Consider the following 14,510-nt stretch of genomic DNA (forward strand, 5'->3'; position numbering starts at 1 on the left):
CTGTTACCTCGGCTTGGGACCTGCCACGATGAACAGGCGCGGAAACGGCAGCAGCACGGTGCCATCGGCCAGCGCGGGGTAAGCCTCGGCAATCAAGGCCTGATAGCGCGCCAGGAAGCTGGCCTGTTCCGCGGCGTCCAGCTTGTCCAGGTACGGACGCAGCGCGGTGCCCTTGAACCATTCCACCACCGCCGCCGCGCCTGCCAGCGGATGGTGATAAGTGGTGCGCCACACATCCAGCACGCCGCAATGCGGTTTCAGCAATTCGTAGTACCAGGCGGCGCTGTGGCGCGGCGGGTGCTTCACGTTGCCCGTCTTCGCCGCCCACGGCGCTTCGCCCGCCACCTGACGCGCGAGGCGATGTGCGGGTTCTTCCATGTTGTCAGGCGTTTGCACGGCCAGCAGGCCGCCCGGCGCCAGCTTGCCCACCAGGCGCGGATACAGCGTGGCGTGGTCGGGCACCCATTGCAGCGCGGCGTTCGCCAGGATGACGTCGTATTGCTCGGGGGGATTCCAGGTGGCGATGTCGGCCAGGTCGAATTGCAGGGCGGGCAAGCGCTTGCGCGCGGCATCCACCATGTCTTGCGAGCTGTCCATGCCGGTGACGACGGCGTCGGGGTAGCGCTGGGCCAGCACCTCGGTGGAATTGCCCGGGCCGCAACCCAGGTCCACCGCCCGTTGCACCGCCTGGTCAGGCAGGGCGGCGACCAGATCGCGCACGGGGCGGGTGCGTTCGTTTTCAAACGCGGAATATTGCTTGGCGGACCAACTGTTGTTGCTCATGGCGGCTCCTGGTAGCGGCATAACGGCGCATCACGCGTCCATAACGTTCACATACGGCCGACTCTACGCCCGGGATCGCCATATTACAAATAGGGAAATTTGCAGTTTTTCATATCGGCGACATATCGCAACGACGAAAAAAACCCGCCGGGGTAACCGGCGGGTTGTTGCTGGAACGGCTCGATTACTGCGTCGACATCGTGTCCGAGCGGGTTTTCCACAAGGAGAACAACACGCCGCCCAGGATCAGGCTGAACGTCACGCCCAGCGATACTGCCGCAGGCACCTTGCCGATGAAGCCGACCAGGAAAATCTTCGTGCCGATAAACACCAGAACCAGGGCCAACGCGTACTTCAGGTAATGGAAACGATGGATCATGGCGGCCAGGGCAAAGTACAGCGCACGCAAGCCCAGGATGGCGAAAATGTTGCTGGTGTAGACAATGAACGGGTCGGTCGTGATGGCGAAGATGGCAGGCACCGAATCCACCGCGAACACCAGGTCAACGAACTCGATCAGTACCAGGGCCAAGAGCAGCGGCGTGGCATAACGCACCTTCTTGGACGTGGCCGGATCCGTCTCGGTCACCATGAACGCATTGCCGCGCAGGCCTTCCGTGACACGCATGTGGCGCTTCAGGAACTTCAGGATCGGGTTGGTGGCGATGTCCGGCGTCTGGTCGGCAATCATCCACATCTTGATGCCCGTGAACACCAGGAACGCGCCGAACAAATACAGCAGCCAACCAAAATTACTGACCAGCGCGGCACCCAGGCCAATCATGATGGCGCGCAACACGATCACGCCCAAGATGCCCCAGAACAATACGCGATGCTGGTACTGGCGCGGAATCGCGAAGAAGCTGAAGATCAGCGCAATCACGAACACGTTATCCATGGACAACGATTTTTCGATCATGAAGCCCGTGTAATAGGCCATGCCGCTGGTCGCGCCCATTTGCCACCACACCCAGCCGCCGAACAGCAGCGCCGCGGTGATGTAGCCGGCCGACAACAGCAGGCTTTCACGCACACCGATCTCGCGGTCTTCCTTGTGCAGCACGCCCAGGTCAAAGGCCAGCAGGCTGACGACGATGCCAACGAACAGCAACCAGCTCCAGGTCGGTGTCCCTAAAAAATCGTTGGTGAAGAATGTGATCAAAGTGTCCATGATTGCCCCGCTGTGTTCGAAGGTGCCCATCATCCGGATATGAGACCAACCGAGAAATCAGCCTGAAAGTGAGTTAAGGTTCGAAAAAACCGAAGAGTCCAAGCGCATGCTGAATTACCGTCACCTGTATTACTTCTGGATGGTCGCCAAGGAAGGCGGCTTTTCGCGCGCCGCCGAACGGCTCGACATGGCCATCCAGACCATCAGCGCGCAGGTGCGCGAACTGGAAAAAAACCTGGGCCACCAACTGCTCAAACCGGCCGGCCGGGGCGTGGCGCTGACGGACGCCGGCAAGGCCGCCTTCGCGCGCGCCGAAGAAATCTTCCAGATCGGCCATACCTTGCCGCAGGAAGTGCGCGCGGCCGCCACCAAGCCGGTCATCCGGCTGTCGGTCGGCCTGTCGGACGGCATTTCCAAGCTTGCCGCGCACGCGCTGCTGGGCCCCGTGCTGGAAACGCCCGACCTGCGGCTGACCTGCCACGAAGGCGAAGTTCAAGAGCTGCTAGGCGAACTGGCCCAACACCATCTGGACCTGGTGCTGGCCGGCCAGGGCGCACCCGCCAACCCCAACCTGCGCCTGACCAGCGATCGGCTGGTGTCTTCGCCCGTGGACTGGTACGGCCCTGCCCGCCTGGTGCGCAAGGCCGACACGCTGGACTTTCCACGCTGCCTGGCGCGGCTGCCCGTGCTGCTGCCCACCGGCCATTCCGTGCTGCGCCAGACGCTGGACCGCTGGTTCAGCGAACAGGGCGTGCTGCCCAACGTCGTCGGCGAATTCGAAGACAGCGCGCTGATGTCGGTGTTTGCCGCGCGCGGCCTGGGCGTGTTCCCGCTAAGCCGCCTGGGCGGCGATGACATCGGCCTGCTGCGCGGACTGCGTCCGCTGGCCCGCTGCGACGATGTCCACGAAGAAATCCACGCCATCCGCAATCGGCGCGGCCAGCATCATCCGCTGGTCCAGGCGGTGCTGGCGCATGCCAAGACTTCGGTTTTTTCGTAATGTTTGTCACACGCACTCTGGTTTTTTAGAAATAGAATCCGCTTTATCGTGGCCCCTCTTTTGAATCGGAGTACCACTGCAATGAAGAAAATCATCTGGCTCACCTTCGCCGTCCTGGCCGCGCTTTGGACGGGGCTGGTGGCGCTGACCCTGCAACTGACCGACTGGGTGTTGGCCACCATCGCCACCGCCCAGGTGCCGGGCACGGCGCTGGACACGTCCCAATGGGTGGCGCCGGCGTGGGCGGCGGGCTGGCTGGACCCGGCCTGGTTGCAGACGCTGCAAGGCGGTCTGGTGTGGGCCGCGCAGGGCCTGAACCAGGTCTTGCCCGTGGCGGGCAGCCTAGGCACGCTGATCGCGGTGGTCGGCTGGATCTTCTGGGGCTTCATCATCGCCGGCCTGCTGGTGTTGGCGTTGATCCTGCACTGGCTCGCGGGCAAGCGTCAGCAAGCCAATGCGGCCCAAAGCCGTCAAGTGGTGTAATAAGCGCGGCAACGCGCCGCCCGGCACGCTGCCTTTCATGAGGAGCGTGCCGTGCCCACCCGATCGGTCCCACCCGTCTCACCCTCGAACAAGCCAGGCCTGCCTGGCTTGTCCGCCTGGTTGACCGTGGTTTGCCTGCTGCCAGCCGTGGCGCTGGCCGACGCCGCCGCGCCGCCCAAGCCGAACCCGCTGGGCGTGGACGTCTGCATCACCACCGGCACCTCGGGCCAATACAGCGTGCGCGTGCGCAATGTGGGCGATGCGCCGCTGCTGCGCGTGGATGTCTCCGGCGTGCGCCTGGACGCGGCGGGCCACGCGACCGAGCCGCTCAATCTGAGCCTGGCCGACATCGCGCCCGGCAAATACAAAACCGCCATCCTGGCGCGGCACGACGAATCGGCCGCGCTGGACCGCATCGTCACCTACACCCTGGTCGACGGCAAACCGAAGCCGCAACACGAGCTGTTCGCGGGCAAGGTGGCCCACGTATCGCCGGGCTCGGCCCTGCAATACACCTTGGCGCCACTGGCCGTGCGCGGTTGGACGGTGGCATATGGGTCGCCCGCCTCGGCGCGGCTGGAAGCCGGCAGCGCGGTGATCCTGGGCTATCCGGTCAGGCAAAGCGGCAAGCCGGCCACGCGCCCCGAAGCGGGCCGCTCTCCGTCGGCGGTGGTACCGCTGGCGCCGTGCAAGGCGTCGTGATCAGGCGTCGTGATCAGGCGTCTTGATCAGGTGCCGCTGAGCAGGTCGCGCTCGTTCAGCAGCGCGTAGACAATTTCAGGTTTGTTATCGAAGCCGCGCCGGATGGCGGCGGGCAGCGCGGTGCGCGTCTTGCGGCACAGCCCGGGCGCCTCTTGCAGCTGGATAGAGATCCCGCGTGACGTACGCACCTCGTTATCGCTGGGCGTGATGACGATCACGATGCCCAGCTGCGCCTGGATACGTCCCTGCATGGCACGCAGGTCTTCCAGGCTGGTGATGTTTTCCAGGCGCGCGACCAGGCGTTTTTCTTCTTCCTTGGTCAGCCGCAGGATGCGGATATCGGCCGCCGGATCCGCCAACAGGGCGTCGCGGTCGCACATACAGGCGCCCGGCGGACATTCTTGGCGGATGGGAAAGGCAACGTTCATGGCGGACAGGCACGCGTGGGCCGATAAGACCGGCAGCAACTCCAGACGGTCAATTCTACTCAAGATGGCAAGCCGGCTTGCGCCGCGCGCTGATCGTTTTCCCGCACGGCGCTGCGGTATATTCCCCCCCTTGTTCCAGGTGGGGAGAGGCGCGTGAAACGGATTTTGCTGGCGGCCTCACTGGCCACGATGGCGGTACAGCCGCAGGCCGGGGCCTGGGCACAGACCCAGGTTCAGGACCAAACGCGTACCCAGCCGCAGATTCTTGCCCAGGCCGCGTCCGGGACTTCTTCCCCGGCCGCCCGGCGAGACTTTCCCATTGTCATCAAGCCCGGGCTGGCGGCCGTGATCACCCTGCGCAATGGCGATACGCAGCAAGCGAGCGTACGCGTGGGCGACGGCCCCCTCCAGCCGCTGGCCACCTTCGATGACGACACCGTGGACCAGGTGCAGGCCGTGGACATCAACCACGACGGCTACCGCGACCTGATCCTGGGGCAAAGCGGCGGCAGCACGCAGCTTTTCGCCCGCCTGTTCCTGTACCAGCCGGATCGCCGCGGCTACCAGGAAATTGCCCACCCCGACAACGCCAGCCCCTGCAAAGGCTTCGTCAACCCGGTCATTGACGACAAGCAGCCTGTGATTCACGTGGCCTGCCGCTACGGCGCCGCCAGCAATGGCTTTGAAGACTACGTGCTCCGCCCCGACGGCACCGTGCGCGCCACATCGTGGGGCACCCAGGCGCTGTTCGCGCTGGAGAGCGAGGCTGCCGAACTGACCTACCGTTTTCGCGAAGACGGCGCCATCGACCGCATCGACATCGAGGGCGAAGGATCGCCGCTGGAGGGCGGCACGGTGCCGGTCAGCCGGCTGGACCTGTACGACACGCCGGACGTCAACGCCCGGCCCGGCACAACCGCCGCTGAAGGCGAACACCTGGACGTCGTCGCGCTGCGCCCGCCCGACTGGCTGCAAGTGCGCTACGCCGACAAGACGGCGGGCACGGTGCTGAAATGGGTGCGCTACGGCGATCTGCGCGTCGACAAGCATCGGCTGGCAACGCCGTCGCCGAAAGACAGGCTGACGCTTGAGCTTGCCGACACGCTGGCCGATTGGAATGGCGAAGACGGCGGGCAGTTCATGGTCAGCGTGGCCAACCATGGCGACGGGCCCGTTGCCCTGAACGCGCCGCGCGTGTGGCTGCTGTTGACCAACGCGCAGGGCGAGCGCATCGTGCACCCGCTGTACCAGCGTGAGGGCGACACGCTGCCCCCCGCCAACCCGCTGGGCTTGGCGCGCGACCCGGTCGTGTGGGCCGCCGGTGAAGATGGAAAACCGGCTTATCAGGTGAACGACAACGGCTATAGCAGCGTGCCGTTCCTGCCCGCCCTTGCGCCCGGCAAGTACCGCGCCGCCGCCGTCCTGACCGACCCGGGCAATCTTGCCGCGCCCATCGTGTCCAACGACGTCCGCTTTGATTACCCCCTGCCGAAACGGCCGCCCGCCGCGCAGTAGCCGCACGTTCATCATCCACCACGGCGTCCCGACTCGTGACCTTTCCTCGCGCTGATCGCGGCCATTCGGGCGATAAGCCGGCCCCGGCTTCGGACCGGACTTCGAAGCCGGCAATGCGCCGCCGCGCCGGCCGCGTGGCCGCCTTATTGCTTGCCGTCGCTCTGCTTGCCACCGTTCTGCTGGCCGCCGCCCTGGCCGCAACCGGCCTGCTTACTGGCCTGCTTACTGGCCTGTCCACCCATGCCCGCCCCGCCGATGTGGCCATCGTGCTGGGCAACACCGTGCTGCCCAACGGCCAGCCCTCGCCACGGCTAGCGGCCCGACTGGATCGCGCTTATGACTGCTACGCGGCCGGGCAATGCCACACCCTGTTCGTCAGCGGCGGCATAGACCCGGCCGGGGCCGACGAGGCCGCCGTGATGCGCGGCTACCTGTTGGCACGCGGTGTGCCCGGCGACCGCATCGTGACGGACAGCGCGGGAAACAATTCCTGGGCCACCGCGCGCCATGCCGGCGCCTACATGCGCGAACACGGCTATACCCGCGCGCTGGTCGTGACGCAGTATTTCCACGTCCCCCGCACCATGCTGGCCTTGCGCCGCCATGGCGTGGCGGACGTCAGCGGCGGCTATCCGCGCTTCTTCGAATGGCGCGATATTCATTCCCTATTTCGAGAACTGCCGGCCGTGGCGTGGTATGCGCTGCGCCCGCTATAGTGACAACCGCCACCTGTCATTGCCCCGCCATTCAAGGACCGACCCCGTGCTGATTTTCCACAACCCCGTCCATGACCAACACGCCGGTCGCCACGAAATGTTCCGGGGCAAGCTGGTGCCCTGCCACGAAACGCCGGCCCGACTGACCTTTGTGCTGGACGCGCTGCGCCAGCGTGGCATCGGCGAACTGCGTGCGCCGTCCGCGCCCGACATGGACCTGATCAAGCGCGTGCACACGCCGCGCTACGTGGATTTTCTGGCCCGAGCCTGGCAAGACTGGGTGGCGCTGGATCCGGCCAACGCGGACATCGACATCCTGCCTTCCGTCTGGCCGGTGCGCGGCTTTCGCCACGATATCGAACCCACCAATTTCGCCGCCCGCGTCGGGCTGTTTTCGTTTGATAGCGGCTGTCCGTTGACGGCGGGCACCTGGGTGGCGGCCACCGCCGGCGCGGCTTGCGCCATCGACGCCGCGCGCGCCGTCACCCCCGCTGGCGGCCCGCGTGCCGCCATGGCCTTGACGCGCCCGCCCGGCCACCATGCCGGCGCTGATTTCTTCGGCGGTTACTGCTTCCTGAACAACGCCGCACTGGCCGCGCAAGCCCTGCGCGAAGCCGGCGCCGCGCGCGTGGCGATTCTGGATGTGGACTACCACCACGGCAACGGCACGCAAAGCATCTTCTACGAACGCGGCGACGTGTTGACGGTGTCGATCCATGGCGACCCAACCACCGAATACCCCTTCTTTCTGGGCTATGCCGACGAAGCAGGCGAAGGCGCGGGCTTTGGGGCCAACCTGAATTTGCCGCTGCCCGCCGGCACCGACTTCGCCACCTGGATGCAAGCGCTGCAACAAGGGCTTGCCGCCGTGCAAGCGTTCAAGGCCGACGCGGTCGTGGTCGCGCTAGGCGTGGACACCTACGAAGGTGATCCGATCTCGACATTCAAGCTGAAAAGCGCGGACTATCTGGCCGTCGGCCAGGCGCTGGCCAGCCTGGGCCTGCCAACCGTTTTCACGATGGAAGGCGGCTATGCCGTGGCCGACGTAGGCATCAACGTGGCGAACGTGCTGGAAGGATTCGGGGGCTGAAAAAAACCCGGCCGAAGGATCAATCCCGCGTTTCCAGCACCTTGTTGATGCGCAATGCCAGCAAGGTGCATGCCGCGCCCGACAGCAGGTAGACGCTGACGGCCACCAGGCCGAAGCGGGCCGACAAGCCCAGCGCAACCACCGGCGCGAATGCCGCGCCGACCAGCCACGCCATGTCCGACGTAAGCGCGGCGCCCGTGTAGCGGAAGCGGCGCGTGAAGTTGGCCGTGACGGTGCCGGACGCCTGTCCATACGACAAGCCCAGCAACGCGAAGCCGATTAGGATGAAGGCGTCCTGCCCCACCGGCCCGCCGCCCAGCAGCCACGGTGCGAACAGCGCAAAGATGCCGATCGCCACCGCCAGCATGCCCAGCGTGGTGCGCCGGCCGATGCGGTCGGCCAACCAGCCGGAAGCCACCGTGCCCAGGATGCCCAGCACCGCGCCAAAGATCTGGACAATCAGCACGTCGGTAATCTGTTGCGTGGCACTGATCGCAATCCACGACAGCGGGAACACGGTGACAAGGTGGAACAGCGCATAGCTGGCCAGCGCCGCGAACGCGCCGATGAACAGGTTGTAGCCTTGTGAACGCAGCATCTCGGTAATGCTGATGGGTTCCAGTTCGCCTTCTTCAAGCAGCTGCGTGTATTCCTCGGTGACGACCAGGCGCAGTCGCGCGAACAGCGCCACCACGTTGATGGCGAACGCCACGAAGAACGGATAGCGCCAGCCCCATTCGATGAAGTCGGCCTGCGTCAGCGTGACGTGCAAATACAGGAACAACGCGCTGGCGACCAGGAAGCCGACCGGTGCGCCCAACTGCCCCATCATCGAATACCAGCCACGCCGATTGGGCGGCGCGTTCAACGCCAGCAACGACGGCAGCCCATCCCACGAGCCACCGAAGGCCAACCCTTGCAGGCAGCGAAATACGGCAAGCAAGGTGATGGCGTGCGCGCCGATGGTTTCGTAGCTGGGCAGAAACGCCATGCCTACCGTGGCCGTGCCCAACACAAACAGCGCAACCGTCAATTTTGTGGCGCGGCCCCAACGCCGCTGCACCGCCATCGACAGCGCCGTGCCGATGGGCCGCATGATGAACGCAAACGAGAAGATCACGAAGGACCACAGCGTGCCTTCAAGCGGTGCTTCAAAGGGGAAGAAGACTCGGGGAAAGACCAGCACGCAAGCGATGCCGAACACGAAAAAATCGAAGTATTCGGATGCGCGCCCCACCACCACGCCGACGGCGATTTCGCCAGGAGCCACCTTGGCATGGCTGGCCCCGCCGGACGGTGCCCCCGGGCCGGGAACGGAAGGGGCATGACCGGGATACTGCGTGGAGGTCGACATGGATGTGCTCACTGTAGGAAGTTCGAAACCGCCTTGTCTACGATCTTGCAACATGCCAGTGCAACGCAACGTTGCTGCCCGCCAAGCCGCGCCCGCATTGGGATAGCGCCCTGCCGCGCACGCCTTGCCGCGCACACTTTTGTTCTTTTTACCCTAGATTTTTCGCGGCTTCCAGCGTAGTGTTGCGTTTACCTCCCACGGTTACGTTTCGAGGTATGGCTATGTTGTCCATCACCAGGCTCCGCGGATTGATCCTGATTACCGCCCTGCCATTGCTCGCTGGATGCAATGCAGTGCTGCTGTCGCCCTCGGGCGATGTCGCGCTTCAACAGCGTAATCTGATCATCATTTCAACCGGCTTGATGCTGCTGATCATCGTGCCGGTGATCTTCCTGACCTTTCTGTTTGCGTGGCGCTATCGGGCCAGCAACAAAGAGGCTCACTACGATCCGGAATGGAACCACTCCACCATGCTGGAGCTTCTGATCTGGGCGGCGCCGCTGCTCATCATCATCGCGCTGGGCGCGTTGACCTGGGTCAGTACCCACCAGCTGGATCCCTACCGCCCGCTTGCCCGCCTGTCCGAAGGCCGCGAGGTGCCCACGGGCACCAAGCCGCTGGTGGTCGAAGTGGTGGCGCTGGACTGGAAGTGGCTGTTCCTGTACCCCGAACAAGGCATCGCCGCCGTCAACGAAATGGCGGCGCCCGTTGACCGCCCCATCCAGTTCAAGATCACCTCGTCGTCGGTGATGAATTCATTCTTCGTGCCCGCGCTGGCCGGCCAGATCTACGCCATGCCCGGCATGCAGACGACCTTGCACGCGGTCATCAACCACCCCGGCGAATACGAAGGGCTGTCGGCCAACTACAGCGGCTCGGGCTTCTCGGGCATGCGCTTCAAGTTCCATGGGCTGGACCAGCAGGGCTTTGACAAGTGGGTGGCCGACACGCGCGCCTCTACCCAGCGGCTGACGCGCGATGCCTACCTGAAGCTTGAGCAGCCCAGCGAACGCAACCCCATCCAACACTACGCCTCGGTCGCCCCCGGCCTGTTCGACGCCATTGTGAACCGCTGCGTCGAAGGCAACCGCATGTGCATGAAAGACGCCATGGCCATCGACGCGCAAGGCGGCATGGGCATACCGGGCGCGCTCAACGTCACCACGCTGGACGCGCAAACGCGCGAACGGCTGGGCCTGACCGACACCAAGCCGCGCAAGTATGTGGGCGCCATGTGCACGTCCACCGAAGGGCTGGTGTTGTAGCGGCATGCGCGCGGTCCGCACCGCACATCGGATGACGCAGGGTTTCATGAAATCGTGGTTTTTACGCTGGAATCAAGATGCCTGATCAACCAGACCTCACCAAGCTGATCTTCGGTCGCCTGACCTGGGACGCCATCCCCTACCACGAGCCCATCCTGATCGCCACGTTTTTCATGGTGGCCATCGTGGGCATCGTGGTGCTTGGGTCCATCACCTACTACAAGAAGTGGGGCTACCTGTGGCATGAATGGTTCACCAGCATCGACCACAAGAAAATCGGGATCATGTATGTGATCCTGGGCATCGTCATGCTGCTGCGCGGCTTTGCCGACGCCATCATGATGCGCTTGCAGCAGGCTGTGGCGTTCGGCGATTCCACCGGTTATCTGCCGCCGCACCACTACGACCAGATCTTTACCGCGCACGGCGTGATCATGATTTTCTTCGTGGCCATGCCGCTGGTCACGGGCCTGATGAACTACATCGTGCCGCTACAGATCGGCGCGCGCGACGTGGCTTTTCCGTTCTTGAACAACTTCAGTTTCTGGATGACGACGGGCGGCGTGATCCTGGTGATGATGTCGCTGTTCGTGGGGGAATTCGCGCGCACCGGCTGGCTGGCGTATCCCCCGCTGTCCGGCATCCTGCACAGTCCGGATGTCGGGGTCGATTACTACATATGGGCGTTGCAGATTGCCGGGGTGGGAACCCTGCTATCCGGCGTGAACCTGCTGGTCACCATCGTGAAAATGCGCGCGCCCGGCATGAAGATGATGCGCATGCCCATCTTCACGTGGACCGCGCTGTGCACCAACGTGCTGATCGTGGCGGCCTTCCCCGTGCTGACGGCGGTGCTGGCGCTGCTGTCCATGGACCGCTACGTGGGCACCAACTTTTTCACGGCGGACTTCGGCGGCAACGCCATGATGTACGTGAACCTGATCTGGATCTGGGGCCACCCCGAGGTCTACATCCTGATCCTGCCGGCCTTCGGCATCTTCTCTGAAGTGGTGGCCACGTTCTGCCGCAAGCGCCTGTTCGGCTATGCGTCCATGGTGTACGCCACCGTCGTGATCACGGTGCTGTCGTACCTGGTTTGGCTGCACCACTTCTTCACCATGGGGTCCGGGGCCAGCGTGAACTCGTTCTTCGGGATCACCACCATGATCATCTCGATCCCGACCGGGGCCAAGATCTTCAACTGGCTGTTCACCATGTATCGCGGCCGCATCCGCTTCGAAGTCCCCATGCTGTGGACGCTGGGCTTCATGGTCACCTTCGTGATCGGCGGCATGACGGGCGTGCTGCTGGCGGTGCCGCCCGCTGACTTCGCGCTGCACAACAGCCTGTTCCTGATCGCGCACTTTCATAACGTGATCATCGGCGGCGTGCTGTTCGGCTTGATGGCCGGCATCACCTACTGGTTCCCGAAAGCCTTCGGCTACAAGCTGGACCCGTTCTGGGGCAAGTGCTCGTTCTGGTTCTGGCTGGTGGGCTTCTACGTAGCCTTCATGCCGCTGTATGTGCTGGGCCTGATGGGGGTGACGCGCCGCGTGAATCACTTTGAAGACATGTCGCTGCAAATCTGGTTTCAGATCGCGGCGGTCGGCGCCTTGCTGATTGCCTGCGGCATCGCCAGCTTCATCATCCAACTGATCGTCAGCTATCGCCGCCGCGACCAGCTGCGCGACTTCACCGGCGACCCCTGGGACGGCCGCACGCTGGAATGGTCCACGTCGTCGCCGCCGCCGCAATACAACTTTGCCTTCACACCGCGCGTGCATGACCTGGACGCCTGGTGGCAGATGAAACAGCACGGCTACGAACGGCCGCAGCAAGGCTTCATCCCCATCCACATGCCCAAGAACACCTGGGCCGGCATCGTGCTGGCGGGCATCAGCGTGGTGATGGGCTTTGCGCTGATCTGGCACATGTGGCCGCTGGCCGTGCTGTCTTTCGTGGCGCTGATCCTGGTGTCCATCATTCATACCTTCAACTACAAGCGCGACTACTACGTGCCGGCCGATGAGGTCGTGCGCGAAGAGGCCGCCCGCACGAGGTTGTTAGCGAATCATGTCTGATACCTTGGCCCCCACCCTGCAAGGCGGCGCAGCGCCGCCGCAAGAGCCCGTGTTCTACGTGCCGGGCGAACATCATCCCAAGAACGGCACGCTGCTTGGGTTCTGGGTCTACCTGATGAGCGATTGCCTCATCTTCGCGTGCCTGTTCGCCACGTACGGCGTGCTGGGGCGCAGCTACGCGGCGGGGCCATCCGGCGCCGACCTGTTCGACCTGCCGCTGGTGGCGGTGAACACCTCGCTGCTGCTGTTGTCGTCCATTACCTACGGCTTTGCCATGCTGGAGATGCGGCGCAACCGCATCGGCGCCACGCAGCTGTGGCTGGCGGTGACGGGCCTGCTTGGGCTGGGCTTTCTGTCGCTGGAAATCTACGAATTCGCGCACCTGATCCACCAGGGCGCGGGGCCGCAGCGCAGCGCCTTCCTGTCGGCGTTCTTCACACTGGTGGGCACGCACGGGCTGCACGTCACGTTCGGCATCGTGTGGCTGGTGACGATGATGATCCAGGTGCGGATGCATGGCCTGATCCCCGAGAACCGCCGCCGCCTGATGTGCCTGTCGATGTTCTGGCACTTCCTGGACCTGATCTGGGTGGGCGTGTTCACCTTCGTGTACCTGATGGGAGTGCTGCCATGACGACGTCGCACATGGACAACCTGGCTGATCGTGGGCTGCATGGCCACGGCCACGGGCATGACCACGGCCATGGCCACGGCGGCGGCCATGACCACCACGACGACGATGACGGCGCCGGCCATGGCACGCTGAAAAGCTATGTCACCGGCTTCATCCTGGCGGCCATCCTGACCGCCATTCCGTTCTGGCTGGTCATGAACCGCGTATTTCCCAGTTCGCGCACGACGGCGCTGGTGATCCTGGCATTTGCCGTGGTGCAGATCGTGGTCCACATCATCTACTTCCTGCACATGGACACCAAGTCCGAAAGCGGCTGGAACATGTTGGCGTTAATATTCACGCTGGTGCTGGTCGTAATCACGCTCAGCGGATCAATCTGGATCATGTATCACTTGAACTCCAATATGATGCCCATGTCCACACACGACATGCGGAATATGCCCTGATGGCAGCAGTAAAAGACACCACTATCCGCGACACCCCCCGTAAACCGCGCAGCAAAACCACCCTGGTCATCCTGGGCGTGGTTGCTGCCGGCCTGTTCGCCGGCCTTTGCGCGCTGGGCACCTGGCAGGTGCACCGGCTGGCCTGGAAACAAGAGCTGATCTCGCAGGTGAAGCAGCGCGCGCACGCGCCCACCGCCCCCGCGCCGGGCAAGCAGGAATGGCGCGGCCTGACGTCAAGCAATGCCGAATACCGCCACGTCACCGCCACCGGCACGTATCAGTACGACCGCCAGACGCTGGTGCAGGCCGCCACCGAACTGGGCAGCGGCTACTGGGTCATGACGCCCTTGCAAATGGCCGATGGCGGCACGGTGCTGGTCAATCGCGGGTTTGTGCTGCCGCAATGGCGCAAGACAGAAGGCGCCAACCCGCCGCCGCCCGCCGAAGGCCGCGTGACGGGCCTGCTGCGCATGGGCGAACCCGGCAGCGGCTTTTTGCGCAACAACGATCCGGCCGCCAACCTCTGGTATTCGCGTGACCTGCCCGCCATTGCCGCCGCGCGCGGCCTGACGGACGTGGCGCCCTACTTCATCGATGCCGACGCGGCGTCCAGCCCGGGGCGCGATCCGGCCAAGGCCCCCGTCGGCGGGCTGACCGTGCTGGAATTTCCGAACAACCACCTCGTCTATGCCATTACCTGGTACGCGCTGGCGCTGATGATCATCGTGGGCGTGGTGATTTTCGTGCGTGAAGACAAGCGCGCGCGGGCCAAGGCCTGACGAACGACTCTTCAGGCAATAAAAAAGCCGCACTGCCCGAATCGGGCGTGCGGCTTTTTTCAT

The 14,510-nt window shown here is 64.2% G+C and carries 15 protein-coding genes; 11 read left to right on the plus strand and 4 right to left on the minus strand.

Annotation, left to right across the window (positions count from 1 at the left end; genetic code table 11):
• Positions 1–3: 3 nt before the first annotated feature.
• Together tam and AC0Z35_RS01925 are read right to left on the minus strand one after the other, a co-directional pair.
• Positions 4–783 carry a trans-aconitate 2-methyltransferase gene (gene tam, locus AC0Z35_RS01920; RefSeq protein ID WP_046806784.1) on the minus strand — a complete coding sequence of 260 codons (780 nt, stop codon included), beginning with the start codon at positions 781–783 and terminating at the stop codon, positions 4–6.
• A gap of 184 nt (positions 784–967) precedes the next feature.
• The gene (locus AC0Z35_RS01925; protein WP_046806807.1) at positions 968–1,954 is read right to left on the minus strand and encodes a TerC family protein; all 987 of its coding nucleotides are present in this window, start codon (positions 1,952–1,954) and stop codon (positions 968–970) included.
• 106 nt (positions 1,955–2,060) lie between these two features.
• Here AC0Z35_RS01925 and AC0Z35_RS01930 point away from each other — a divergent pair, with 106 nt between their 5' ends.
• The 3 genes from AC0Z35_RS01930 (at position 2,061) to AC0Z35_RS01940 (ending at position 4,139) form a co-directional block, all read left to right on the plus strand.
• A complete protein-coding gene (locus AC0Z35_RS01930) occupies positions 2,061–2,954 on the plus strand; it encodes a LysR substrate-binding domain-containing protein (protein ID WP_046806785.1) in 894 nt (297 codons plus the stop codon).
• 81 nt (positions 2,955–3,035) lie between these two features.
• On the plus strand, positions 3,036–3,437 hold the full coding sequence (locus AC0Z35_RS01935; protein ID WP_046806786.1) for a hypothetical protein: 402 nt from the start codon (positions 3,036–3,038) through the stop codon (positions 3,435–3,437).
• Between the two features lie 51 nt (positions 3,438–3,488).
• Positions 3,489–4,139 carry a hypothetical protein gene (locus tag AC0Z35_RS01940; protein ID WP_485131502.1) on the plus strand — a complete coding sequence of 217 codons (651 nt, stop codon included), beginning with the start codon at positions 3,489–3,491 and terminating at the stop codon, positions 4,137–4,139.
• 26 nt (positions 4,140–4,165) lie between these two features.
• Here the strand turns inward: AC0Z35_RS01940 and AC0Z35_RS01945 are convergent, their stop codons facing one another.
• Positions 4,166–4,567 carry a hypothetical protein gene (locus AC0Z35_RS01945; RefSeq protein WP_104142344.1) on the minus strand — a complete coding sequence of 134 codons (402 nt, stop codon included), beginning with the start codon at positions 4,565–4,567 and terminating at the stop codon, positions 4,166–4,168.
• Between the two features lie 153 nt (positions 4,568–4,720).
• On the opposite strand from AC0Z35_RS01945, the gene AC0Z35_RS01950 reads away from it, so the two are divergent.
• The 3 genes from AC0Z35_RS01950 (at position 4,721) to AC0Z35_RS01960 (ending at position 7,888) form a co-directional block, all read left to right on the plus strand.
• Positions 4,721–6,082: an XAC2610-related protein gene (locus AC0Z35_RS01950; protein WP_485131501.1), complete on the plus strand. Its 1,362-nt coding sequence runs from the start codon at positions 4,721–4,723 to the stop codon at positions 6,080–6,082.
• Positions 6,083–6,195: 113 nt separating this feature from the next.
• Positions 6,196–6,798 (plus strand): YdcF family protein, encoded by a 603-nt coding sequence (locus AC0Z35_RS01955; protein WP_485131500.1) that lies wholly within the window; start codon positions 6,196–6,198, stop codon positions 6,796–6,798.
• Positions 6,799–6,844: 46 nt separating this feature from the next.
• Positions 6,845–7,888, plus strand: a complete 1,044-nt coding sequence (locus tag AC0Z35_RS01960) for a histone deacetylase family protein (RefSeq protein WP_104142341.1) — start codon at positions 6,845–6,847, stop codon at positions 7,886–7,888.
• A gap of 19 nt (positions 7,889–7,907) precedes the next feature.
• Here the strand turns inward: AC0Z35_RS01960 and AC0Z35_RS01965 are convergent, their stop codons facing one another.
• Positions 7,908–9,242, minus strand: coding sequence for an MFS transporter (locus tag AC0Z35_RS01965; protein ID WP_046806790.1), 1,335 nt, complete (start codon positions 9,240–9,242; stop codon positions 7,908–7,910).
• A 221-nt stretch (positions 9,243–9,463) separates the two neighbouring features.
• Between AC0Z35_RS01965 and cyoA the strand changes: the two genes are divergently transcribed.
• From cyoA to AC0Z35_RS01990, 5 genes are all read left to right on the plus strand, one after another.
• On the plus strand, positions 9,464–10,507 hold the full coding sequence (cyoA, locus tag AC0Z35_RS01970) for a ubiquinol oxidase subunit II (protein WP_046806791.1): 1,044 nt from the start codon (positions 9,464–9,466) through the stop codon (positions 10,505–10,507).
• Between the two features lie 77 nt (positions 10,508–10,584).
• A complete protein-coding gene (cyoB, locus tag AC0Z35_RS01975) occupies positions 10,585–12,588 on the plus strand; it encodes a cytochrome o ubiquinol oxidase subunit I (RefSeq protein ID WP_046806792.1) in 2,004 nt (667 codons plus the stop codon).
• Positions 12,581–13,222, plus strand: a complete 642-nt coding sequence (gene cyoC, locus AC0Z35_RS01980; RefSeq protein WP_046806793.1) for a cytochrome o ubiquinol oxidase subunit III — start codon at positions 12,581–12,583, stop codon at positions 13,220–13,222. Before cyoB ends, cyoC begins: the two co-directional genes overlap by 8 nt.
• Positions 13,219–13,668: a cytochrome o ubiquinol oxidase subunit IV gene (gene cyoD, locus AC0Z35_RS01985; RefSeq protein ID WP_255444709.1), complete on the plus strand. Its 450-nt coding sequence runs from the start codon at positions 13,219–13,221 to the stop codon at positions 13,666–13,668. The genes cyoC and cyoD overlap by 4 nt, the downstream gene beginning before the upstream one ends.
• Entirely contained in the window at positions 13,668–14,447 is a 780-nt protein-coding gene (locus AC0Z35_RS01990; protein WP_104142233.1) for an SURF1 family protein, read from the plus strand. Before cyoD ends, AC0Z35_RS01990 begins: the two co-directional genes overlap by 1 nt.
• Positions 14,448–14,510: the final 63 nt, after the last annotated feature.

This window comes from Achromobacter sp. 1L-A-4-B-C2, assembly GCF_057291955.1.